Source organism: Microcoleus sp. AS-A8 (assembly GCA_039962225.1).
Lineage (GTDB): Bacteria > Cyanobacteriota > Cyanobacteriia > Cyanobacteriales > Coleofasciculaceae > Allocoleopsis.
Window position 1 is genome coordinate 179,126 of the sequence record JAMPKV010000003.1, and the last position, 22,176, is coordinate 201,301.

The following is a 22,176-nucleotide window of genomic DNA, read 5'->3' on the forward strand; positions in this document are numbered from 1 at the left end:
CCTTCTAGCGCATTAGAAAAAAGTAGGAGTACAAAACTTTGCACTCCTACAGCATCACAGATCGATCAGAAAGCTATAAATTTAGAGCATTAATCAGTCCAAAGCCCCATTTCGGGTCAAAGGTTCCTGCGGGCTGTCCTGGAATCTGACTATTTTCTCGCAGCAGTTCCTTCACAACCTCTGGTTGAAGACTCGGATCGCGCTCTAGCAGTAGGGCAACAATACCCGCGAGGAATGGGCACGCCATACTCGTACCAGCATTCACCACATACTTAGTATTAACCATTTCCCCTCGCGACGGACTTGAATCAGTCGAAAGCGCAGAAGTAATCATCGCTCCAGGTGCGGCTAAATCTGGCTTCTCCTCGCCATTACGCAGAGGGCCTTCGCTGCTAAAGTCAGAAATGTCGTCCAAATCGAGTCCAACTTCTCGCTTCTGATTATCAATATCAGTGTATTCTACTTTCGTGGTGTAGGAGGCAACGGTGATGGCACGCTGCGAGGCTCCTGGGGAACCAATCTTCATCGAGTCCTTGGCGCTGGTTCCCGTAAAAATCACTTGAGGTATGGGTTGACCATCCAACGTCCACACATCCACCCGTGCGTCTGTTGTTGAAGGATTACGCAACCGCAACTGCCAAACCCCTCCTTTGACGGGAAGAGTTCCCACACCGCGCAGTTGAACGAAGAAATTATGGTCGCCGTTGGCTGGATCTGGGCCAGGTGTGGCAATCACAACCCGCGCATCAGTCAGCGTGTAGTCCTGCGCTGGATTGTCACTGGTGATAACCGATTGAAACGGCGTCACGTATCCGCCGGGAGTCCGCACTGATACTTCTAAAGTGCTGTTACCGGGATACCAGCCGTTTAACCAGGCGACTCCGACACCCCGGTTAGCCACGTTAAAACGCATCGTGCGCGTATTTCCTGGCAGCGCCACAGCTTGACCATGAATGTTATCATTCCCCTCATTGCCCGCCGCACAGCAGACAATCCGTCCTGGCCCTGATTCAGCGTCAATGATTTGGGAAAGCGAGTCGCTACCGTCATGGGCATCGGCATGTCCACCGAGGCTCAAATTCACTACAGCAGGGCGTCCCAGTTCACCAGCTACCCGAAAAATGTAGCGGATGCCATCGGCAATGTGGGCATCCTGAAGGTCACTTTTAACGATGACGTAGTCTGCCCCAGGTGCTACACCTGCATAGGTGGTATCGACACCGGCGGCAATTCCCGCAACGTGGGTTCCATGACCTACGGTATCGCGGGATGTAGTGAGTTGTCCTTCGGTCAATTCAATTCCATAGCCACCCTCTGCCACCCCTGAACCCGGTAACTCCTGATCCCAAATGCGTAAAATCCGTCCTTGGAAGGCAGGATGATTGGGGTCAATGCCACTGTCCACAATGCCAACAATTACGCCCTTGCCCGTTAGCCCCGTTTGGCTTTTAAACTGGGGCAGATTCACTTTAGCTGGGGCAACGTCCATCAGCAGTCGCAAGTAGCGTGATGGCTTGATGCGATGAACAGTTGGTTCTTCCGATAAGGGATCTAAACTGTCGATCGGTAAGATTGCCGTCCGCACACGGCCTGTGGATTGGTTGACATAAATGTCATATTCTGCTAGATGTTCAAGATTAGCATCCTCGTCACAGTAAATAAAAACAACGGTACGGGTTGGCTTAAGACTCTCTTCGGAGGAGATGATACCCAGCGATTGCCCAAGGGGCACCAGCAAAGCTGATCGCTTGAGTGGAATTAAAGCTTCTGCACCTTCTGCTTGGTAGTCTTCTAGGGCAACTAGTAATCCAGCAGAAATTTTTTCAGGTTGCATATCTGACCTCTTGCGTAATCAGTGTCCAATTTAAATAATCGTGAAAGCTATCAGCCCTGCTTCCCTGGGGCGATCGCTGAAGTAGATAAAGTTTATATAGACCCATCTAGTCTTAACACGACATGAGCTTCTCGTACTGATGGTGGACAACCCCCCTATAGCTGATAGCTTGCCCAGAAATGTTGTTGTGAAACCGGCTCCACAATATTTTTGCCAACGATGGGGTTTGCTGATCACCCTAGATGTTCAAAAGCTGTTTTAGTGACTACTTTGTATTCTGGAAAATCTTTTGAGCTATTGCAGGTACCCTTGAGGGTACTCTTTGCCAAACCGCTGCAATGATTTTCTACCAGAAGTTCGACACGCAAAATGCAGAGTATCTCTAATCTGGTGATGGAATACTAGAAAACCATCTATGCAGATTCAAACGCCAGATTGGGTTAAACACGCTGTTTTTTACCAAATTTTTCCAGATCGCTTTGCCAGAAGCCAGCAACCTCGCAAGCGGCTTTTAAAGAATGCCCGTTGGGAAGATTGGAATGCGATGCCGACGCTCCAAGGTTACAAGGGCGGAGATTTATGGGGCGTCATGGAGCAACTGGACTACTTGCAGGATTTAGGCATTAACGCGATTTACTTCACCCCCATCTTTCAATCTGCTAGTAATCACCGCTACCACACCCATGATTATTACCAAGTCGATCCCATGTTGGGGGGAAATCCAGCATTTAAGGAACTGCTAGACGCCTGCCACCAACGGGATATTAAGGTGGTTTTGGATGGGGTATTTAACCATTCCAGTCGCGGCTTTTTCTTCTTCCACGATGTTCTGGAAAATGGCCCTCATTCGCCTTGGGTGAATTGGTTCAAAATTCACGAGTGGCCGGTATCTCCCTATAACGGTGAGTTTCCGGCTAACTATGAAGGTTGGGCTGACAATCGAGCCTTGCCAGTGTTTAACCATGACAACCCAGAAGTGCGGGAATACATCATGGAAATTGCCGAATATTGGATTAAGTTCGGTATTGATGGATGGCGCTTGGATGTGCCATTCGAGATTAAAACGCCAGGGTTTTGGCAAGAATTTCGCGATCGCGTCAAAGCCGCCAATCCTGAAGCCTATATTGTCGGGGAAGTCTGGGGAGATTCGCGGGAATGGCTGGATGGTACCCAGTTTGATGGAGTGATGAACTACCTGTTTGCCGCACCCACCATTGCTTTTACCGCAGGCGATCGCGTAGACATTGAGCAAGTACAAGACCGCTCTTACCATCCCTACCCCCCGCTATTTGCCAAGGAGTATGGCGATAAAATCCAAGAATTGCTGCAATTTTACCCCTGGGAGATTCAGCTAACCCAACTGAATTTGCTTGCCAGCCATGATACAGCACGGCTGATTTCAATTGCTGGAGACGATAAACCCAGTGTGGAATTAGCCACGCTATTGCTCATGACGTTTCCCGGTGCTCCCAGTATCTACTATGGCGATGAAGTCGGCTTACCGGGTCGTTTAGACCCAGACTCTCGTCGTGGCTTTCCGATGGAAGCTCACTGGGAGGCTGATGTTATAGAATACCACCGGAAACTGATTGCTCTGCGGCACGCTTACCCCGCTCTTCGTACAGGTACCTATCAAGTTCTCTATGCTGAGGGAACTGTTTATGTCTTTGCTCGGATTTTGGGGGCAGAAGAAGTTATCGTCGCTGTTAACATCGGAACTGAACCGGCTAGTGCCAGTATTCAAACCGATAGTTTACAGTCCCAACCGAGTCAGATGCTCTATGGTAATGCTGAGGCATCCTGGACGAGTGAAGGCGAATCACCACACTTAGCACTGAATCTTCCCCCTCGCAGTGGCTGCATCCTGGCATCTGCGGGCTGATTGACACATCAGCAAAAAGAAATAGGAGGTACCAATCAATCAGGTGCCTCCTATGAATTTAATTAACTACAACCAAGCGGTTGCTCATCACCCCTGCCTTAGGCAGGCAGCAGCACAGAGTCGATAACGTGAATTACGCCGTTATCGGCTTCGACATCTGGGGTAACAACAGTGGCGTCGTTCACCTTGACACCGTTAGAGGCATCAATCTTGACATCAGAACCTTGAACAGTAGTCGCCTTATCAAGCTTGACGACATCCGAAGACAGCACTTTGCCAGAAACGACATGATAGGTCAGGATTTTCGTCAACTGAGGAATATCCTTGAGCAGAGAATCTACAGTCCCGGCAGGCAGCTTAGAAAAAGCCTCATCGGTGGGCGCAAAAACAGTGAAAGGACCAGCGCCCTTGAGAGTGTCTACAAGACCAGCGGCCTGAACAGCAGCCACGAGAGTCTTGAAAGAACCAGCGCTAACAGCGGTATCTACGATGTCTGCCATCTTTGTTACCTAATGTGAAGGTGTATGTGAACTATTGTAAACAGTTTTTCAGATAAAGAACGTGTTCAGGATGACAACGACCATAGATAAAATCAGCAATTATGCATATTACAAACCTATACCTCTGCTTAAAAGGAGGCGACAATGAGGTGAAACAGGTTAAAGCAAATTTAATTTTTGTAAAAAAACATCTACAGATAGGAAAAGAGAGCGCGTCTTAGCATAAAGCGGCGCTCTCTGTGCGGGAGACATCTCCCCATAGAATTGGGTTGCGGTTTAACGAGGAGTAATTAAGACAGACCCCATGCGCTGAGCGCGCACAACGAAAGGATGAAAATTCTTATCCCTTCTGCCTTCTGCCTTCTGCCGTCTGCCTTATTTTCTAGATAGCGATTAGAACTCCATAATGGCCGGCATCACGATGGAGTCAATGGCGTGAATCACACCGTTGTCGGCAAGAATATCAGCTTGCAATACGCTCGCCTGATTTACCTTATAACCGTTGGAGCTATCAATCACAAGGACTGAACCTTCAATAGTGGGGGCTTCATCGATTTCGACTAGGTTATCGCTCCTCACATCCCCAGGGACAACGTGATAAGCGAGAATTTTCTTGAGCTTGGGGATATCCTGTAATAATTCGTCTAAGGCTCCCTCTGGCATTTGATCAAACGCCGCATCAACGGGTGCAAATACAGTGAAGGGACCCTCTCCCTTCAGGAGATCTACCAAATCGGCAGCCTCAACCGCCTTGACTAGCGTGTTGAACGTACCAGCGTTGGCGGCAGTCTCGACGATGTCAGCCATAAGTTTTTTACTGTGTTAAAAGTGTGTTCTGTGTGAAGTACCCTCTAGATGCAGCATTGGCTACGTCTGGGGCTTCCTGTCTCATTCGCCGTTGCCACGTTAGGTACTATATACGAGTTCGGGACTAAACCCGATGATGGTCTTACACAGCGTCTCTGGTCTTACGACCTTTATCCCTTGTGGGGAACCCAGGCAGCAACCCGCCTTCCGCAGGTTGTTTTATTCTTGATTCGACACGCTTACCTTGGAATTACGGCAATAGCCAACCAGCCGGGGCTTGCGTCTTTCCTAGCTCCGATGTTTCTGCGGCAAGAGTCGTAACTCTACTTCGGAATCAGCCTGTCTGTTCCATACGGCTAGGCGGGTCAGCAACCATTAATATTCTATAAGGAGTATCATGCTTATTCCAGAAGAATTTGGAAATCTCCGTTCCTCGGATTTCCCGACGCTCGGAAAGCGTAGCGTGCCGCAGGCAGACTCGAAGAGAGCTTCGCCTCCCAATTCTCATCAATGACGGGTCGTTATTCCCCGTTGCTGTAACTGCTGCATGAAAAACTCTTCTAAGGTGTTGCGCTCAAGGTTCATGGCAATCAGTTTGGCACCCATCAGGTGGAGGGTAGCGAGGAATTCTTGAGGATCGCCGTGCAATTGACCGTACCAGGAATCTGCCTCAAAGGCGAGTCCCTTGACCCAGCGTTTGAGGATATCTAAATTACCGTCTTTGCCTCTGACGTGGTAAGTTTCAGTGGTACCGAGTAGGTCATCCAGGGAACCGCTACAGATTAATTCTCCATTAGCCAAGATAGCAACGCGATCGCAAATTTTTTCAACATCCGACAGGACATGGCTATTGAAAAAAATCGTTTTGCCTTGAGCTTTGAGCGAGAGAATAATCTCCCGCATCTGGTAACGTCCCATTGGATCAAGTCCAGACATCGGTTCGTCAAGAAACACCAGTTCTGGGTCATTAATCAGAGCTTGCGCCATCCCGATGCGCTGAAGCATTCCTTTAGAATACTGCCGCATCTGCTTTTTCCGGGCATCAGACTTAGACAATCCCACTAAATCGAGCAGCATAGGAATCCGCTGCTGTCGAATGTCGGGTGGAATTTCAAAGAGTTCTGCCGCAAACTGCAAAAATTCCCAGCCCGTGAGATAGTCGTAGAAGTAGGCGTTTTCTGGCAGATATCCCACTCGTTGCTTGACTTGTGTATTGCCGATGGGGCTTCCCAGTAAGGACGCTCGTCCCGATGTTGGACGTACAATCCCCAACAAAGTCTTCAATAATGTTGTTTTTCCTGCGCCATTGGGGCCAAGCAAACCAAAAGTTTCTCCCTGATAAACGGTAAGGGTGCAGTTTTTCAGGGATTCTATTTTTTGATTTAACCAGAAACCTGTACGATAGACCTTTTTCAGTTCCGATGTCTGAACAACGGGTATCCTGTCAACAACAATCTGTGGGGCTGGCAAATCGGCAGTAGAATCCATCCTGGTATCATCAATCGCGCATGTTTCCTAAGTCTGATGATTCCCTATTTTGCTGATTTTTGTGTCAATTCAGCAAATTGAGTGACAAGGAACAGTGCCCTGCTCTCCCCATGTTCCCCTCCTATCCTTACTTTCAGCGACGCATGGCAATCGATGAACTAGCAGAGTGCTGAGCCAACTGATGAGCGACTTGAGGATCGTAAAGCCGCAAGTAATTCCAATAGTTGCCAAACACCTGCTTAACATAGTCTTTGGTTTCATCAAAGGGGATGGCTTCGACAAATTCATCGGGGTCCATAGAGTCTTCTTGTCGTAGCCATCTCGCTAAATTTCCCTGACCGGCGTTGTAACTAGCAACGGCGAGTAAGGAATTATTTTTAAACGACCGATGGGTTTGGTCGAGGAACCAGGTACCCAGCTTGATGTTGTCCTTGGGATTCTCTAGAGCATATTCGTCTAAATTCAGGTTTTTAGCAGCCCAGGCTCCCGTACTGGGCATCATCTGCATTAAGCCAACGGCACCCGCCTTGGAACGAATATCGGGTTCAAATCGGGACTCTTGCCGAATTAAAGCGGTCACGAGCAAGGGATTCAAATCGCGCTTTTGTGCCTGTTCTTCAATAACTTCCACAAAGGGAAAGGGATACAAGGCGTGCCAGTAAGCGAGTTGTTGCTTGATTTCCTGGTACTGAGCTTGCTCTTCGGGGGTATCTCTATCCTCCAGTTTGGCAATTTTGGCAATTCCTTCTAGGTAGTCCCCTGCCCCGACGCGCATGATGCCATCGGTAAACTGTTCGGCTACGGTTGGCTCTAGACGGTTTTGAAATTCGGCTTGCCAGAGAGTCCAAGCGTCCTGGTCTTGACCCAACTGGTAGAGTTCTTTCAACGCTGGAGAACCCACAGGCAGTTCAGGTCGTGTGGCAGGCAACACCACTTGAGGGTCGAACTTTCGCACGGTGCGGAAGTCTCCTACATTCCAGCCTAGCTGCACAGCCGAGCGCCAAGCGTAGTAGGACTGGGGATATTTGGCAATCACCTGCTCAAACGCATGTTTCGCCTCCTGCCTAAGCCCTAGCTTGCTAGCCCATTTCCCCGCCCAAAAACCCGCCTGACGAGCTGGCTCACTGTTGGGGTTGGATACCATAATCGGCTGTGCCCATTGCAAGGCTGCTCGTATGTCTCCAGCCTTGGCTTTCACTTGAGCCATCTGCCAGCGATATTCGGCGGCGGCATCAGAATTTCCTTGTTGGGTGAGCAACAATTCACGAGCTTGGTTAGCCGCTCGGGTAATACCCAAGTGGTCTAGAATTTCAGCGCGTGCGAGCAAAGCCTCACCGGCTCGCTCTGGGAATTGCTGAATGACTTGGTCAAGTTTAGGGATTGTCTCTTCAGTGCGTTCAAGTTTGGCTAACTGAATGACGGCACTCGCTGCTTCTTCAGCTTTGGGAAAGTCACGCACCAGTTTTTTGTAGGCACGTTTAGCGGATTGCCCCTTGTGGGCATACTGAAGTGCTAGAGCCGATAGGTAGGCGTTGCGGGGGGTGTATTCGGCTTGGGCGTAAGCGGTACTGGCTTGAGTATATTTCCGGTCATTCCAGTAGCCGAGTGCGATCGCTTCCCAATCATCTGGCTTAATTTTGTCACGGTCTCTCTTTCTTGGGGAGCGACCGTATTGAGTAACGAGTCGATCTAATACTGGGGTAATTTCTGGTGAGTCAAAGGCATATCTAGCAACCAATACCATCAGTTGGGGCTGATTGGGATTTTGCTGAAGCCGTTGTCTGGCGATTTCCAGAATGCGCGGGTGAGACGGAAATTTCTCCATTGCTCGCGCCCAATATTGGGGGTCGTCGGGCGAGAAGGAATACCAGTGTCGTGAAATTTCCATCAGGGGATTCCTATAATACGCCTCGCTCGATTTTTCCCAATATTTGGGATTCCCTGAGGAGAGGGCATACAGGGCTTCAGCGGCGACTGGCTGATCCGGATAGCGTTTGAGTATATCTTCCCAAGCTGACCGAGCTTTGGCTTTATTGCCCGTGAGTTCGTAAGCTTGTGCGCGTTTGAGGGCAATATGCCCTGCCAATACAGGATAGTCCCACTCTAATCCTTCCAACCAACGAAGTGCTTTTTCCCCTTGTTTTTGCTCAATTAAATCCGCTGCTAACAGATAACGCGCACGAAGGTGGTCAAGGGATGGTGTGCCCACAGAGAAGGTGGGTTCCGCCTCCCGTTTCGCTAAGGCTTCCAGTTGTGCTGCACGCTTTTGTGGGGATAGCGATACGAGTTGCAGGACTGGAGTATTGATCGGTTTTCCCCGCAGTAAAGGGCTTTGTTCCTGGAACGGTAACCCGATTGTCCATTGGTGTATGTGCTTGTTATACTTCGTGCCTAAGAGGCTTACTCCAATCAGCAGCGCACAGAGTCCAGCACCAGAAGCAAGTGCCAGTTGTTTTCTCCGTTGCATGTGCCGTGAAGGATTGTAGCGGGAGAAAATCAGACGTGACTTTTGCATAGGACCTCTTAGTGATGCATACCCATCTCAAATTTGACCCAGGATGGTGGGAGCATAGTTATGTAGGATACCAGTTGCCAGATCAAAAACCTTAGTCTCGGCGGGAACAGGTTCATTTTACTCCTTACTTATTAGGGGATGGGGTCTGTCCTTTACGGTCTGAGGAATAGCTCAAAAGACGCAGCTTTGGCTTACAGCGTCGGTCCACAGGTTTCGTTTAATCCGAACAAGGCATCAAGGGCGAAGGGCGACTGAAAAACCCTTGGTTACTTCCCATTACGTCTGAGAAATGAGTGTTCTGAGCGTCATATTTCTGTTTCCCATCAACTCAACTGGCAAACCGAAATTATACAGTTTCCATACAAATAATAACAGCTACTTCGCAGTCCTTAAAGACAGGTTACACTCTGCAAAGAAAAATCCCAAACTCTATCCTTGAGGGGGTTACAGCTATACGAAGAATATTATTTACCATTTTATGTTCAAGATTTATAATACAATTCGGGAATTGCATCAACCTTAAGGCAGATTGGGAATGCCGAAAAATGACTGGGATATAGAAGCCAGAGAGCAGGGTTTTTGATTATTCTTCACATCACCCCGAACTAAAATCTAAAATTACAACGTAAGTCAGTTTCTAATCCCCAATCCCCCGCTCTCCCCGCCTCGGATGATCTCCAGCCCCAATCCCTCACTCTCCCCCTCCCCCTTCTTGGCACTCAGAGGTTTATGGAAACAGATTTGGTATCAAAAGGGTGGGGGAGTTTCGGGTTTAGGTCGTCTTTTTTGTCCGAGTCGCCTAAACACATATTCATACTGGACTTTATCAAACTTCGTCTCATTCGTAATCCCCCAGTCTTCAATACAGGCTGCTACAAGACGAGCTCCGGTTAGATCGGCTCCATCTAAGTGCGCTTGCATAAGCTTGGCTTTGGATAAATTGGCTGACTGTAAATTGGCTTCAGTGAGATCGGCACCCACAAAGCTAGCTTCTACTAAGTTGGCTCCCCGCAAATTGATGCCTCGTAGGAAGCAATGGTCGAAGTTTTGATTCTGTCCTTCTCCTGTAACAACTAATTGCCGCACTTGTTCGTTCTCTAGGTAAGTCCCTCCCACACAAGCCAGAGATAGCTTTTGGGCCTGGAACCAACAGGTACGAGTCAGAGTTGCTCGTCTAAAACTGGTGCTTTCGAGGGTGGCTTGAGTGAAATCGGCATCCGTTAAATTGGCTCCTCGAAAACAGGTACCACCAATCGCGGCAAAGGTAATCGTGAGTTGGCGAAGGAATGTATATTTGGGGTCTCCCGCAAAGGCTTTCCAGCTCACAGAAGCCGACAATCCTGCCGCAGCCATTGCTATAGCCACACCCACAGCCGCCGCTACACTTCCCGTCACTGCGGTTGTTTCAGAAGACGTGATGGCCACACTCATACCCGCCGCCGTGGCAGCTGCTCCTGCTACAACCACAGCCGAACCCGCCCCGGCACCCGCCCCAGCCGCTGATGCCACCATGGCGATCGCAACAGCCCCAACGGCGGTAGCCAAGGCGGAGACAATCACAGTTCCCCCCCCCAGGGTTCCTAAAGCGGCGGCTGCCGTAACCCCCACGACTAATAGTATTGAGCCTGCGTTCACTAAACCTTGGCGGAGCGTTACTGTCATGCAAACTGCTAACGTCGTTAAGACAACGACACCTGCCAGGAGTTGAATGGGGTCTTGATGAGTTAACGCACCTCCTGTAATGACCCCCGCCCAGGCGGAAGCCCATCCTGATAGAGCCGATAGCAATAAGGAAACGCCGAGAAAAATAAGGGCCCAACCCGGTTCCCGCCCCGCTTGTGCCTGACTAAAGTTAGCCTCCACAAGAAGGGTGTTGGTAAAATCGGCTCCTCGGATATCAGCGTAACTAAAGTTGGCACCGGCAAGGTCTTTCCGTCCTTTGAAAGATCGACCTCGCAGATTTTGACCGGAGAAGTCCAAAGTCATGTTGTAGATGCACTGAGCTATGGCACATTGGTTGATAAAGGCATACCATAAAACTTGTGTTTAGAGGGAACTGATGGAGCGCTCAAAAATTGTAGCCATTCTTACAGGTGCGATTTCTGTACTGCTAGCGATCGCCTATCTTATTTTGGTTCAGCTATTAGATTTTCGAGGCGAAATGATTCCAGCTCCCGTGGGTGAACTAGCGCCAACCGTGGAACTGGTGTCTCAAAACTCGCTTCATCTGCTTGCCTTTCATCCCCCAACTCTTTTACCACTAGGAGCAACTGCGATCAAGTGAATTAATTGTGTATGGTTTCTACGACTCGAAAAGGCGATCGCCGTTATGCCATCCTGGGGACGGGTGCGTTAGGTGGGTACTACGGTGCTTGCTTGCAACGAGTAGGTCTAGAGGTACACTTCCTGCTGCATCACGATTACCAACACGTTAGAGAGCAGGGTTTAGTAATTGAGTCACCCGATGGGTACTTCACTCTCCCCTACGTTAATGCTTATGGCGATGCCGCCAAAATGCCAGCTTGTGATGTGGCGATTGTGGCACTCAAGACCACACAAAATCATCTACTACCTGACATGCTGCCCCCTGTAGTCAAAGACGACGGTGTTGTTTTAGTGCTGCAAAATGGCATGGGGATAGAACAGGAAGTCGCCCAACTTGTCGGCTCACAACGGGTTATGGGGGGCTTGTGTTTTCTCTGTTCCAATAAGGTGGGGCCAGGATATATCCACCACCTGGATTACAAACAAATTACCCTGGGCGAATATCTTCCAGACTATCAACCCGGTGGCTTAACACAGCGGATGCGTCAGGTTGCCGATGATTTTGAACGTGCAGGTATCCCCATCACGTTGGCGGAAGACTTGCTGTTGGCTCGTTGGCAAAAATTGGTGTGGAATATTCCCTACAATGGGCTTTCTGTGGTACTCGATGCCACAACAAATGAGCTGATGGCCGATCAGTATACCCGATCGCTCGTTGAACAGCTCATGGGAGAAGTGGTTGCGGGTGCGGCGGCTACGAATCGTAAAATTAGCGATCGCTTTATTCAAACAATGCTCGATTATACGGAAAAGATGACGCCGTATCGTACCAGCATGAAAATTGACTACGACGAAAGGCGTCCCTTAGAAGTAGAGGCAATTGTTGGTAATCCCTTACGGGTTGCCACAGCAGCCGGTACTGATTTGCCGCTCATTTCGATGCTTTACCGTCAACTCAAGTTTCTCGATGTGCAAAACCGCCGCTTGAATGCTGATTAGCTTAAAATCTTGATTTAATCATTCATTTTCTCATTGAATAAATCACTTCAATTCGGCTCACTCTGCACAGGGTAATGAAAAGTTTTTCCACTGGCTAGAGGTTGAAAGGCTGGCGGTAAAAGCCACATTTGGATAACATTTGTATTCAATTAAAAAGGGGACGTAACTGATTTCCTTTTCGGGAGCGATAAAAACCGGTCGCGTTTGAGTTTCCTTCCAAGGGGAAACTTTTCCTGTTGCTGGTGTTGTATACCCCTTACCATCAACAACAAGTCTTATTTTCTGCGGTGGGACTAATTGGTTTGGCGGTGGAGTTTGATTTCCCCTAACCTTAACAGTGACGAGAATATCCATATCCATACCGTAGGGGTTGGGAAGTGGAGAGAGGGGAGATAGTTTATTAGTCGAACGGTCAAACACTTGAAGCGTAATGTCTTCAATTTTCAGCCGATTCTGATTTTGCTCCAAAGCGTAACCTGTTGATGCGATTAAGCCGATGAGCAACAATCCGATTATAAAAATTCGTAAGAATTTTATCATTTATTCTAATTCCTTTTCTCCCCAATCAAGGGAACTTTATGGACAGTCAATCACCCAATAACCTACCGACTAATACTCCTTTACCCTTAACCATTACCATCAGGCAAATCGTTCATCTTTCTCACATTATTGACCCCACCATTCCTCTTTGGCCTGGTGACCCACCTGTAGAATTTGAAACCGTCGCTGAGTTGGATCAACAGGGTTATAATCTGCGGCGTTTCTCACTTGGGGAACATAGCGGTACGCACATGAATGCGCCTAATAGTTTCTATCCCCAAGGCATGAGCATTGACCAATACCCAGCCGAGTCATTGATAACCCAAGCAGTAGTTATTGATATTCGCCAGCAGGCAGCAACGAATCCTGATTATGTGCTTACAATATCTGATGTTCTGACATGGGAGCAACAATACGGTCAGATTCCGCCAAAAAGTGTGGTGTTGCTGTTCACGGGATGGCAGTCAAAGTGGTCTGATAAGGCAGCATTTTTCAATGAAGATGCTTCTGGAGGGATGCATTTCCCAGGTTTTGGCAGTGAGGCAACTCAGTTTTTAGTTTCACAGCGCCAGATTGCTGGAGTAGGGATTGATACCCATGGTGTGGATTCCGGTCAGGATACAACTTTGGCTACCAATTATTTAGTTTTAGAACAGCCTCGCATCGTGCTAGAAAATTTGACGAATCTAGACCAATTACCTGCGATCGGTACAATATTAGTGATTGGTATTCTGCGTCTCTTGGGTGGTACTGGCTCCCCTGTTGCAGTGTTGGCATTGCTGCCTTAATTTCATGTTAGGACTTACGCAAAGCCTCTATTTGTAGGGTGTGTTAGCGCAGCGTAACGCACTCTAAGCGCTATAGATGGTGTAGCTGCGTAAGTCCTGATGTGTCAGCTTCTATCAACAAGATAGTAGAAAGAAATATAAGCTGTGTTTTAAGCGGGGAGGACTAACTATCAAACGAGTCAATGCTATTGAGATTGAAACAGTTTGGTGAGACAAAACGTTTGGGCTTTATCCAGGGGACAGGACATCACTTCAAAGTACAAAATCCTTGACAAAAACATCTGAGCAGTTAGGCTGAAACTACCGTTGCACCAATTTTTTCCTGCGAAAGTTTTTCCTACTGATAGAAAATTGGCTCAGACAACCCCATGCTCAAAAACGTTTTTGTTCCCGATCGCATTTTTACCGTATCAAACCTTCTATCTCCAGAAGAGTGCGCTGAGTATATCACCTTAACCGAGAACATTGGCTACACCCCTGCGGGTCTTACCGTTGGCAAGGATGAATATATGATGGCTCCTAATGTTCGCAATAACGATCGCGTAATCCTGGATGACGAACAACGTGCAGCAGACTTATGGTGTCGTATCGCGGAGTATGTTCCCACCCGAATCGATAACTGGACGGCAATCGGACTGAATGAACGTTTACGATTTTACCGCTACGACCCCGGTCAGCGCTTTGCACCCCATGGGGATGGTTCTTATATGCGGAGAAATGGTGACCATAGCCGATTAACGTTTATGATTTACCTCAATGATGGCTTTGAAGGGGGCGACACTCGCTTCTATCTGAACCACAACTACTTTGAATTACTCGATCCGAATGTGATACCTGATGTATCTGTAGTGCCTGAGACAGGTATGGCTCTGTGTTTCCGCCATGAGCTACGGCATGAGGGTGCTCGCGTGATCCAGGGTAGAAAATACGTCCTACGCTCAGATGTAATGTACGCTGTGATGTGACGCGGCAAGTGAGTTAAAGAAACAGAAATTTTTACCAATCACTGGGTTTATTGGGTTCTTCTTGTTCCGTCGATTGGCTTTCTAACGGTTTGATAACTCGTGCGATCGCTTCTTGCACAAATGCCTTGATAAACTCATCCTTACGGTTGAGCTGAAATTGTCGCTGCACCACTTCAGTAATCCCCCCATCTCCCCAATCTTGATCGTTGCGGAAGTATTCAATAAAACTCTTCCCTGCAATTCGCGTCAGATAAGCGGCGGTAACTCCCTGAATTGCCTTTCCAATCACTATCGTTGCCACATTCAATCGCAACGCCGTCGAAAGCAGCTCAATCGCACCTCGGACAATCCCCAAACTCACCATGGTTTTTCCCAAAGATAGCGCCAGTTCTTTGCCTCGCTCCATATTCAGTTCACAACCGTAAATTTTGCCAATTTCCACAACCATTTGGGCATTCACCGCAGCGGCGGCTAATAAATCCAATCCTGGTAAGGGGGTTACAGCAATTACCCCCGCGCTAATCCATTGGAAGCGTTCCACCACCTTCTCCGCTTGTCGTCTGCGCTGGTTGTCGATCAGGCGTCGAGCTTCTTCCCCTAAGCGCTGAGATTGCAGCAGAATATTGTCAGCGACTAAGTCTTCTCCTTCTGAGCGCAGCACCGCCGCAAGGCGTCGGATTAACGGCATCACATCGGGTTCGGGTTGAAAGATTTCGCCATTTTCTAGACGAACCGCTTGGGGATTAGCGGCAATTGCCACCACATCCATCACAGCAATAAACCCCTTGACTCGCTGCCGCAACCGCGCCAGAATCGTTTCTTTATCGTCTTCAGAATACAGGTCTGTTTTGTTGAAGACTAGGATACTGCGCTTGCCAATCTCTGCCAAGCGGCGCAGGGGTTCATATTCCGACTGCCGCAAGTCATTATCGACCACAAACAGCAATAAATTGGCTTCGGTTGCCAGTTCTCGTGCTAATTGCTCTCGTTGGGTACCGACGACACCCGCTTCTAAAATTCCGGGTGTATCAGTAATCAAAATCTGACGTTCTAATCCCTTCAACTTCAGACTATACGTCTCTCCCTCCCCCGTCGTCCCCATGGGTGCACCCACTTTCCCCACCATCCGCCCCATCAAGGCATTCACCAGTGAGGTTTTACCCGCCGAACCTGTCCCAAATACCACCACTTGGATTTCTCCACGGGATAGGATGGATGCAATTTCCCGCGATCGCGCAATTAACTCTTGCCGCACCACCTCATCCTGAATCTGTGTTACCTGTTTTTGCACTGCCTTCAGGGTTTCTTCTGCCGCCTCAGTCTTCTCTTCTGGGACTCTTGGTGTTCTGCGGCGTTGGCGTGATTTCTGTTTGGAGCGCCCAAACAGCCCCAAATAATAGATAAAGGCAAAGATTAACAGCCCTAGCAGGACAATCACCACAAATAGCAGTAAATTGGCTAGCAGAGGGGATGTCCACGAAATTTGGGTATATAGGCTGCTAAGAGAATAAATCAGCCATAGTATTAGCACCAGAATTAGGCTAATACCAATAATGAGCGTCAATAAGCGCGACAGAGGCATGAATCAGTTCGGCTGTTTGTTCATATTCTAAAACGCAGCCGTCAGAGCGACCCTCTTTACTGAGGCTGGGAATTGACGCAGATGAATTTGAGTTCAAGCTCTTTAAAGCCGAGGATTAGCTATACTCTGTAGTTGGCAGTTGGCGAAAACAAAGGAAATATCATGAGCTTGTTCGACCAAATCCTCGGCGCGATCGACAATCCCTCTCAACAAGCGAGTCCTGGTCAGCTAGGGGAGATTCTCAGTACCGTTCAGCAGTTAAGCAATAATGCTAATACTGACCCCTCAACGATTCAATCTGTATTATCCGTTGTGGGAAGCTATGCTCGTTCTGCTCTGCAACAAAAGCGAGCCAATGAGGGTGAGCAGCAGACTCAATCATTTGTTAACCAATTCGGCGGTACTCAGCCTAGCAATCAAGCCGTCCAATTGCTATTTGGTGCGCCTCAAATCCAGCAGATCGTTCAGGAAGTCGAACGCCGGACGGGGCTAAGTTCGGGTACGGTTCAAGCCATGTTACCCATCTTGGTTCCCATCGTGTTAAAGTTCCTGCAAACGGGTAGCAGTACTGCACAATCCCAAGGGTCAAATCCCGTTTTGAATACGTTCTTAGATGCGGATGGCGATGGCGATGTCGATATCGCGGATGCCTTAGGGATGGCAGGACGCTATTTCGGACAATGAGGAGACTGGGTTGAAGGTTGGAAGGCTAGAAGGTTGAAGGTTCTCTCCAAGTCTTCTAATTTGCTCACTCGCCAACTTTCTAACTTACCTCTTCTGCCCCAGCCTTTATGATCAGCCGCGAGTCGCTTGAGCAAGTAACTTAACCAATTGCACCAGTTGCGGCTTGTCAAACGCTTTAACAAGCAGCTTGGCAGCAGCTTTGGGTTCCAGTGGTAAGGTAATTTGTTTGGGGGTGGTAGTTGTCTGTTTGGGGGTGGTAGTCGTCGCTTTTGTTGCAGCCGGTGGTTTCTCCTTCTCCTTACCGGGAGTAGGCGTTGGTGCAGAAGAAGTAGCCGCAGCTACCATGGCGAGTTTTTGTAATTGGGGAGTTGGTGTTAATTCATTGGCTTTTCCTTGTTGTAATTTATCGCTAGCTTGCTTGAGTTCCTTGATCACTATGGGGGCTAGCGCTGGATAGGAATTCTTGGGATTCGCCATGGCTTTATAGGAGATTTGGATCAGCGATTGCCAAGGTTTAATCCCCGCCCCTAGCTGTAATAACCGCTTGCACATCGCCTGAAGTTGTTGGCGACTGGCGGGTGTGTCCTGTTGTTTAAATAGCTGCAACATCTGCCTCAAAATTTCTGTTACCTGAGGCACAAAATTCGGAGGAAGCGACCCTGACTTTTTAGCTTCTGGAGGCGACGCTCCACCACCCTGCGATAAGCTGTTGAGGTAATCCTGTAATTTGGCAAAATCGGGTTCTGCCGCTTGCATCTTTTTCTCAGCATCCTCTTCCCGCAAGCCAAAAGGTCCTTGTAGCTGTTCGATTAAGTCTTTGAGTGTGTCGTATCCCTGTAAAAATAAAGTCTCTAGCTTTTGGTCAACCGGGATGGAATTCTCTTTGAGAATTTTAAACGAATCCTCGAAACGGTGGGCTGTTTTTTGAATACTGGCAAAGCCTAGCATTGCCGCCCCTCCTTTGAGTGAATGGGCGGCACGAAACATTTCATTCACCCGCTCCGGATCTTGCACCACCGTGCGTAGATCTAATAGCCCTTTTTCCAGGGTGTCGAGGTGTTCTTTTGCTTCTTCAATGAAATAACCTAAAATCCTTTGCTGGTTACCGGCATCCACGGCAGTGTTTCCTAGATTAGAACGGTTATGTGTACTCAGGTCTGGAAGGACTACCTCGGTCGATGTTGGCACCGGGCAGTATCAAGTGTAAGCTTTGCCAAATCTACCAGTCAGACTCTATTTTTTAGAGTACCTCCAAACCGGCTAATGATTGTTCCTAGCAACCAGAGTTTTGCTTTCTTAGGAAGAAGCTGTTACCACAAATATTCTTAATAGTCAATGCTTAAACCGTGGACAAGCATGGCGAAGCGCATGAACCTAAACTTTCGCGGCTCTGGAAAAGCTCTAGGACGCTAGACGCCAGCACCAGCCATATCGATAAAAAACCCCCAGCAGCAAGCTGAGGGGAAACTCGAAGGAGCTTTTATGTCTTTCTATATTCGGTGAAGTTCTCGCTATATCCGCACAAATTGAACACAGAGGACTCTGACAAAACTTGGGTCTATTTCTGTACAAAAGCTGATTGAAGATGAGAAAAACACAAAATCTATCTCCCCAAGAACTCGCGCATATACTGATTGACTAACTCCGGCTTTTCCTGCTGCACCCAGTGGCTACAGTTGGGAATATAGCGGATTTGAAAATCTCTAACGAATTCTTGTGTCCCGTAAGTCAACTCCTTACCCAAGGCCGTGTCCTCCTCACCCCAAATCATTAACGTTGGCACATCGAGTAAACTCCAATCCTGGGGTCGCGCACTCGTAAAAATATTGCGGTAATAGTTAACCATCGCCGTCAGTGCACCGCGCTTCGCCGCCGCATTTTTATAGGCTTCTATATCTGCTGGGGTGAAGGTGCTTTTATCAATCGCCATATTCACGAGCGCATTGCCTAACGCTTCGTAGTCGAAGGCTTGTAACCATAGTTCTGGTAGGATTGGGATTTGGAAGAAGAAGACATACCAACTCCGCATCAACTGCTGAGGATTCCGCAAGCCTTCCACAAATTTGGCGGGATGAGGAATGTTCAGCACAATCAGCCGCTCTACCATGTCTGGATGAGCATAGGCAAAGTTCCAGGCGATCACACCACCCCAGTCATGAGCCACTAACACGCAGCGCTCATATCCCAATCCTTTAATTACACCCTCAACATCTTTCATCAGCTCACTCATTACATAAGCCGATTGCTCTGGTGGCTTGTCGCTATCGTTGTAACCGCGCAGATCGACCGCAACCACCTTATAATCTTTCGCAAATTCTGGGATTTGGTGACGCCACGAGTACCAAAACTCTGGAAATCCATGCAACATGAGCATCAGCGGCCCTTCACCTTGGGTGACATAATGCAGCCTCACGCCATTGCTGACAATATAGTCGTGTTGCCACGTTCCTTCGATTACAGCCATTAGTATCTCCTCAATATTTTCGGTAATCCTATCAACTTTATTTATTGTTGTTTAACACGCTGCTTGCAGGTGAGGACTCTGTAAAACAGGGGGGATCGCTTCAGGAATGGTCATTTGTCTAAAAGTAGGATTTTTGACTCTCTTCATTTAGACAGACGAGTTGATTAGTTTTTCTATCTCCTCAGTGCCAGCAACAGGGGTTTAGGGTTTATAGCTAAAGATTGATTGAACTAATCTTGGCAAAGCTTAAGCTAGTGAGCATTAGAAACAGCTTAAAACAAAAGGAGATTAACACATGAAGCTTTCTAATCTATCGAAAGTTGTTAGTGCTGGTGCGATCGCTGCAAGTTTAGCCATTGTGCCTTTAACGGCTCCTGTACAAGCCCAAACCCAAGATACAGCTCCTAACACTAACACCTACAACCAGGGAACTACTGGAGATGTAAACAGCACTGATACTAACAATGATTTTGATTGGGGCTGGTTAGGTCTACTCGGTTTGGCCGGATTAGCGGGTTTACTTCCTAAAAAGCGTCAAGAAAGTGTTCATTACACCACCCAAGACCCGGATGTAGTGGCTCGTTCTCGCTCTGATTTTCGGTAGTCCAGTTGGTTGAATAGAGGAGAATGTCATCATGAATATTTCTAGTGTTTCCAAATTGATTAGTGCTGGTGCGCTCGCCGCAAGTTTAGCTGTTGTACCTTTGGCTGTTCCCGCACAAGCTCAAACACAAGATACAGCTCCGGATACGACTTCCAGTCAGCGAACTGGTGATGTGGATAGTACCAATACTAACGACGACTTTAACTGGGGTTGGTTAGGTCTGTTGGGTTTAGCGGGATTAGGCGGTTTGGCGCGGAAGAATCATAGAGAAACCGTTCATACTCATCCTATCAATAACCCTGATTTAGGAGTCCGTTCCGGTTCTGACTATCGACGGTAATCTCATTAGGCTTCAGGTATGGGGCTAGCGCTACGAACCAAATAGTAGTTGTTTCCTAAAACTTTAAAGGTTCACTACTCTTTATGGATGCGGGTGTAGTAGTTACCCACCTTGAAAACAAGTAAACATCTACTTGCCCCATAAGGCAACAGTACCTCTCAGAATATAGGTAAGGGAGGTACTGTTGCTTGTTTATTGCTAATGAAGGCTTCCCAATCGCTGGAATAGCAAGGCAACTTGAGCTAAATCTTTATCTCCAGGCGATCGCTCCACGCCACTGGATAAGTCAATCCCACTGGGTTGCAACTGCTTTAAAGCATCTAAGATGTTATCTGGCGTCAAACCACCCGCGAGTAACCAGGGAATGCTAGGCTGAAATTCTCGCAGAATCGCCCAATCTAAGGTTTTCCCCGTACCGCCCAGCAATTGAGGATGATAAGCATCCAGCAGCAGTGTATCTACACAATGGGTATAAGTCACCGCTGTGTCTAAACATTCTGGAGTCTTCACCCTCAGGGCTTTGATAATTTCTATCTCAGGCAGAGCATAGCGTAACTTTTCGCAAAATCCCGGGGATTCATTGCCATGCAGTTGCACAGCCGTCAAACCGGCGTCGGCAACAATTTGACAGATTTCCTCCCAATCCGCATTAGCAAATACACCAATACAGTCTATGGATGACTTTAAGGAATCCACGACTGCCCGGATTTGACTGGGCGTCACATAACGTGGGGAAGCTTGTACGCAGATAAAGCCGAGGGCTGTTGCTCCCAGTTGGGCGATCGCTTGACCTTGCTCTGGTTTGGTAATACCACAAATTTTGACCCGCATGGACATCCTTCATTAATCTTTGCTAATTCTTGAATTTTGTTGAGTTTTATATCAAAAATGAGGGTGAAAGTGTTAATTCTTAAAACAAGTTGTGAAATTGTAACTAAAGCTTTTTATGATTTTTTTGTTTGTATCGAACTTATCAAGCAAGGAAATCAATGTTTATTAACTCACTTTTATTGACCCTCCAAGCTACTGTGCCATCGACACCCCAATGGAGTCCTAGCGTAGGGCTAGTCATGATTTTGTGCAACCTGTTTGCCTTCGCCATTGGTCGCTTCGCGATTCAGAAAAAAGGCGTAGGCCCAGATTTACCGGGTTCCAAGCCTGCTATTTTGAACAAATTTGGTATTCCTGAACTTTTGGCAACCGCCAGCTTTGGTCACATTCTGGGGGTTGGTGTGATCTTGGGACTGAGCAACGCCGGTGTTCTCTAGAAGCCTACTATTGTTGATGAAGTTGTCTAAAACATCCTTGGCGTGAACCGTAATCATTCCCAAGGGAGACGGGAGAACGGCTGTTACTCGGTAGCCTTCTGGTATTGGACTTATGTTTAGTTTAGGTTGATCACGAAAGGAGAGGACATCTTGATTCATTCAATAATACTTGCAGCAGTACAGGAAACCGTTCCCGCCACACCTGCCGCGACCGGTAATCAGTTTTTGGTGATGGGTATTTGCATCATCCTTGGCCTGATCATTGCCCGTGTTGGTATTCAGAACAAGGGCAAGGGGCCTTCCCTACCCTTACTAGAGCCTGTTTTGGGTAAAAATTTTGGTCTCCCGGAATTACTCGCGGGTATCAGCTTCGGTCATATCTTGGGAGTGGGTTCCATTTTAGGGTTGACCAACACCGGCCTGTTTTAAACAACACTTCCCGTTGAGGAAAATAAAATAGTCTCGAACAGACGCCCAACACTTGGGCAGCTTGCTGCTCAACCTGGGCGTTTTAATTTTGGTCGTATCCTGGTAATTAGAGGCACGATAACGATTGGGGAGGATGGGAGAAATTTTCAATATGTTTCTTTGCTCCACAACGGGTTCGTAAGCGCAGGTGAATCGCTCACCTCTAAAATCGGGTTCAAACGT

22 protein-coding genes are annotated in these 22,176 nt (G+C 48.0%); 11 read left to right on the plus strand and 11 right to left on the minus strand.

Features of this window, described 5'->3' with window-relative positions; genetic code table 11:
- Positions 1-73: 73 nt before the first annotated feature.
- Entirely contained in the window at positions 74-1,834 is a 1,761-nt protein-coding gene (locus tag NDI48_06325; GenBank protein MEP0830825.1) for a S8 family peptidase, read from the minus strand.
- Between the two features lie 415 nt (positions 1,835-2,249).
- Between NDI48_06325 and NDI48_06330 the strand changes: the two genes are divergently transcribed.
- Positions 2,250-3,716: a glycoside hydrolase family 13 protein gene (locus NDI48_06330; GenBank protein MEP0830826.1), complete on the plus strand. Its 1,467-nt coding sequence runs from the start codon at positions 2,250-2,252 to the stop codon at positions 3,714-3,716.
- 98 nt (positions 3,717-3,814) lie between these two features.
- On the opposite strand, the gene NDI48_06335 is transcribed toward NDI48_06330, so the two are convergent.
- Together NDI48_06335 and NDI48_06340 are read right to left on the minus strand one after the other, a co-directional pair.
- Positions 3,815-4,216: a fasciclin domain-containing protein gene (locus tag NDI48_06335; GenBank protein MEP0830827.1), complete on the minus strand. Its 402-nt coding sequence runs from the start codon at positions 4,214-4,216 to the stop codon at positions 3,815-3,817.
- A 393-nt stretch (positions 4,217-4,609) separates the two neighbouring features.
- Positions 4,610-5,023, minus strand: coding sequence for a fasciclin domain-containing protein (locus tag NDI48_06340; protein ID MEP0830828.1), 414 nt, complete (start codon positions 5,021-5,023; stop codon positions 4,610-4,612).
- A gap of 48 nt (positions 5,024-5,071) precedes the next feature.
- Between NDI48_06340 and NDI48_06345 the strand changes: the two genes are divergently transcribed.
- Positions 5,072-5,344: a hypothetical protein gene (locus tag NDI48_06345; GenBank protein MEP0830829.1), complete on the plus strand. Its 273-nt coding sequence runs from the start codon at positions 5,072-5,074 to the stop codon at positions 5,342-5,344.
- A 186-nt stretch (positions 5,345-5,530) separates the two neighbouring features.
- Here NDI48_06345 and NDI48_06350 read toward each other — a convergent pair whose 3' ends face one another.
- The 3 genes from NDI48_06350 to NDI48_06360 form a co-directional block, all read right to left on the minus strand.
- Positions 5,531-6,511: an ABC transporter ATP-binding protein gene (locus tag NDI48_06350; protein ID MEP0830830.1), complete on the minus strand. Its 981-nt coding sequence runs from the start codon at positions 6,509-6,511 to the stop codon at positions 5,531-5,533.
- Positions 6,512-6,644: 133 nt separating this feature from the next.
- Complete coding sequence (locus NDI48_06355; GenBank protein ID MEP0830831.1) at positions 6,645-9,026, minus strand: transglycosylase SLT domain-containing protein; 2,382 nt, start codon at positions 9,024-9,026, stop codon at positions 6,645-6,647.
- Positions 9,027-9,773: 747 nt separating this feature from the next.
- On the minus strand, positions 9,774-11,012 hold the full coding sequence (locus tag NDI48_06360) for a pentapeptide repeat-containing protein (GenBank protein MEP0830832.1): 1,239 nt from the start codon (positions 11,010-11,012) through the stop codon (positions 9,774-9,776).
- 73 nt (positions 11,013-11,085) lie between these two features.
- Between NDI48_06360 and NDI48_06365 the strand changes: the two genes are divergently transcribed.
- Together NDI48_06365 and NDI48_06370 are read left to right on the plus strand one after the other, a co-directional pair.
- On the plus strand, positions 11,086-11,310 hold the full coding sequence (locus tag NDI48_06365; protein ID MEP0830833.1) for a hypothetical protein: 225 nt from the start codon (positions 11,086-11,088) through the stop codon (positions 11,308-11,310).
- 11 nt (positions 11,311-11,321) lie between these two features.
- Positions 11,322-12,290, plus strand: a complete 969-nt coding sequence (locus tag NDI48_06370; GenBank protein MEP0830834.1) for a putative 2-dehydropantoate 2-reductase — start codon at positions 11,322-11,324, stop codon at positions 12,288-12,290.
- Between the two features lie 57 nt (positions 12,291-12,347).
- Here the strand turns inward: NDI48_06370 and NDI48_06375 are convergent, their stop codons facing one another.
- Positions 12,348-12,830, minus strand: a complete 483-nt coding sequence (locus tag NDI48_06375) for a hypothetical protein (GenBank protein ID MEP0830835.1) — start codon at positions 12,828-12,830, stop codon at positions 12,348-12,350.
- Positions 12,831-12,868: 38 nt separating this feature from the next.
- On the opposite strand from NDI48_06375, the gene NDI48_06380 reads away from it, so the two are divergent.
- Complete coding sequence (locus NDI48_06380; protein ID MEP0830836.1) at positions 12,869-13,618, plus strand: cyclase family protein; 750 nt, start codon at positions 12,869-12,871, stop codon at positions 13,616-13,618.
- Positions 13,619-13,986: 368 nt separating this feature from the next.
- Positions 13,987-14,583, plus strand: coding sequence for a 2OG-Fe(II) oxygenase (locus NDI48_06385; GenBank protein ID MEP0830837.1), 597 nt, complete (start codon positions 13,987-13,989; stop codon positions 14,581-14,583).
- A gap of 31 nt (positions 14,584-14,614) precedes the next feature.
- On the opposite strand, the gene NDI48_06390 is transcribed toward NDI48_06385, so the two are convergent.
- Positions 14,615-16,165 (minus strand): GTP-binding protein, encoded by a 1,551-nt coding sequence (locus tag NDI48_06390; protein MEP0830838.1) that lies wholly within the window; start codon positions 16,163-16,165, stop codon positions 14,615-14,617.
- A gap of 162 nt (positions 16,166-16,327) precedes the next feature.
- Between NDI48_06390 and NDI48_06395 the strand changes: the two genes are divergently transcribed.
- The gene (locus NDI48_06395) at positions 16,328-16,849 is read left to right on the plus strand and encodes a DUF937 domain-containing protein (protein ID MEP0830839.1); all 522 of its coding nucleotides are present in this window, start codon (positions 16,328-16,330) and stop codon (positions 16,847-16,849) included.
- A gap of 111 nt (positions 16,850-16,960) precedes the next feature.
- Here NDI48_06395 and NDI48_06400 read toward each other — a convergent pair whose 3' ends face one another.
- On the minus strand, positions 16,961-17,965 hold the full coding sequence (locus tag NDI48_06400; GenBank protein MEP0830840.1) for an Hpt domain-containing protein: 1,005 nt from the start codon (positions 17,963-17,965) through the stop codon (positions 16,961-16,963).
- Between the two features lie 487 nt (positions 17,966-18,452).
- Positions 18,453-19,313 carry an alpha/beta hydrolase gene (locus tag NDI48_06405; GenBank protein ID MEP0830841.1) on the minus strand — a complete coding sequence of 287 codons (861 nt, stop codon included), beginning with the start codon at positions 19,311-19,313 and terminating at the stop codon, positions 18,453-18,455.
- Between the two features lie 295 nt (positions 19,314-19,608).
- Here NDI48_06405 and NDI48_06410 point away from each other — a divergent pair, with 295 nt between their 5' ends.
- Both NDI48_06410 and NDI48_06415 read left to right on the plus strand, forming a co-directional pair.
- On the plus strand, positions 19,609-19,917 hold the full coding sequence (locus tag NDI48_06410; GenBank protein ID MEP0830842.1) for a WGxxGxxG-CTERM domain-containing protein: 309 nt from the start codon (positions 19,609-19,611) through the stop codon (positions 19,915-19,917).
- A gap of 31 nt (positions 19,918-19,948) precedes the next feature.
- Positions 19,949-20,257, plus strand: a complete 309-nt coding sequence (locus tag NDI48_06415) for a hypothetical protein (protein ID MEP0830843.1) — start codon at positions 19,949-19,951, stop codon at positions 20,255-20,257.
- A 198-nt stretch (positions 20,258-20,455) separates the two neighbouring features.
- Here the strand turns inward: NDI48_06415 and NDI48_06420 are convergent, their stop codons facing one another.
- On the minus strand, positions 20,456-21,088 hold the full coding sequence (locus NDI48_06420; GenBank protein ID MEP0830844.1) for a phosphoribosylanthranilate isomerase: 633 nt from the start codon (positions 21,086-21,088) through the stop codon (positions 20,456-20,458).
- A 158-nt stretch (positions 21,089-21,246) separates the two neighbouring features.
- Between NDI48_06420 and psaK (NDI48_06425) the strand changes: the two genes are divergently transcribed.
- Entirely contained in the window at positions 21,247-21,525 is a 279-nt protein-coding gene (gene psaK, locus NDI48_06425; GenBank protein ID MEP0830845.1) for a photosystem I reaction center subunit PsaK, read from the plus strand.
- A gap of 150 nt (positions 21,526-21,675) precedes the next feature.
- Complete coding sequence (gene psaK, locus NDI48_06430) at positions 21,676-21,954, plus strand: photosystem I reaction center subunit PsaK (protein ID MEP0830846.1); 279 nt, start codon at positions 21,676-21,678, stop codon at positions 21,952-21,954.
- Positions 21,955-22,176: the final 222 nt, after the last annotated feature.

Excerpts from the sequence above, each read along its gene's own strand:
- NDI48_06345 (MEP0830829.1), top strand. The coding sequence starts at position 5,072 with ATGCAGCATTGGCTACGTCTGGGGCTTCCTGTCTCATTCGCCGTTGCC.
- NDI48_06420 (MEP0830844.1), bottom strand. The coding sequence starts at position 21,088 with ATGCGGGTCAAAATTTGTGGTATTACCAAACCAGAGCAAGGTCAAGCG.
- NDI48_06415 (MEP0830843.1), top strand. The coding sequence starts at position 19,949 with ATGAATATTTCTAGTGTTTCCAAATTGATTAGTGCTGGTGCGCTCGCC.
- NDI48_06325 (MEP0830825.1), bottom strand. The coding sequence starts at position 1,834 with ATGCAACCTGAAAAAATTTCTGCTGGATTACTAGTTGCCCTAGAAGAC.
- NDI48_06385 (MEP0830837.1), top strand. The coding sequence starts at position 13,987 with ATGCTCAAAAACGTTTTTGTTCCCGATCGCATTTTTACCGTATCAAAC.
- NDI48_06335 (MEP0830827.1), bottom strand. The coding sequence starts at position 4,216 with ATGGCAGACATCGTAGATACCGCTGTTAGCGCTGGTTCTTTCAAGACT.
- NDI48_06350 (MEP0830830.1), bottom strand. The coding sequence starts at position 6,511 with ATGGATTCTACTGCCGATTTGCCAGCCCCACAGATTGTTGTTGACAGG.
- psaK (MEP0830845.1), top strand. The coding sequence starts at position 21,247 with ATGTTTATTAACTCACTTTTATTGACCCTCCAAGCTACTGTGCCATCG.
- NDI48_06370 (MEP0830834.1), top strand. The coding sequence starts at position 11,322 with ATGGTTTCTACGACTCGAAAAGGCGATCGCCGTTATGCCATCCTGGGG.
- NDI48_06355 (MEP0830831.1), bottom strand. The coding sequence starts at position 9,026 with ATGCAAAAGTCACGTCTGATTTTCTCCCGCTACAATCCTTCACGGCAC.
- NDI48_06390 (MEP0830838.1), bottom strand. The coding sequence starts at position 16,165 with ATGCCTCTGTCGCGCTTATTGACGCTCATTATTGGTATTAGCCTAATT.
- NDI48_06380 (MEP0830836.1), top strand. The coding sequence starts at position 12,869 with ATGGACAGTCAATCACCCAATAACCTACCGACTAATACTCCTTTACCC.
- NDI48_06340 (MEP0830828.1), bottom strand. The coding sequence starts at position 5,023 with ATGGCTGACATCGTCGAGACTGCCGCCAACGCTGGTACGTTCAACACG.
- NDI48_06395 (MEP0830839.1), top strand. The coding sequence starts at position 16,328 with ATGAGCTTGTTCGACCAAATCCTCGGCGCGATCGACAATCCCTCTCAA.
- NDI48_06360 (MEP0830832.1), bottom strand. The coding sequence starts at position 11,012 with ATGACTTTGGACTTCTCCGGTCAAAATCTGCGAGGTCGATCTTTCAAA.
- NDI48_06375 (MEP0830835.1), bottom strand. The coding sequence starts at position 12,830 with ATGATAAAATTCTTACGAATTTTTATAATCGGATTGTTGCTCATCGGC.
- NDI48_06365 (MEP0830833.1), top strand. The coding sequence starts at position 11,086 with ATGGAGCGCTCAAAAATTGTAGCCATTCTTACAGGTGCGATTTCTGTA.
- NDI48_06410 (MEP0830842.1), top strand. The coding sequence starts at position 19,609 with ATGAAGCTTTCTAATCTATCGAAAGTTGTTAGTGCTGGTGCGATCGCT.
- NDI48_06330 (MEP0830826.1), top strand. The coding sequence starts at position 2,250 with ATGCAGATTCAAACGCCAGATTGGGTTAAACACGCTGTTTTTTACCAA.
- NDI48_06405 (MEP0830841.1), bottom strand. The coding sequence starts at position 19,313 with ATGGCTGTAATCGAAGGAACGTGGCAACACGACTATATTGTCAGCAAT.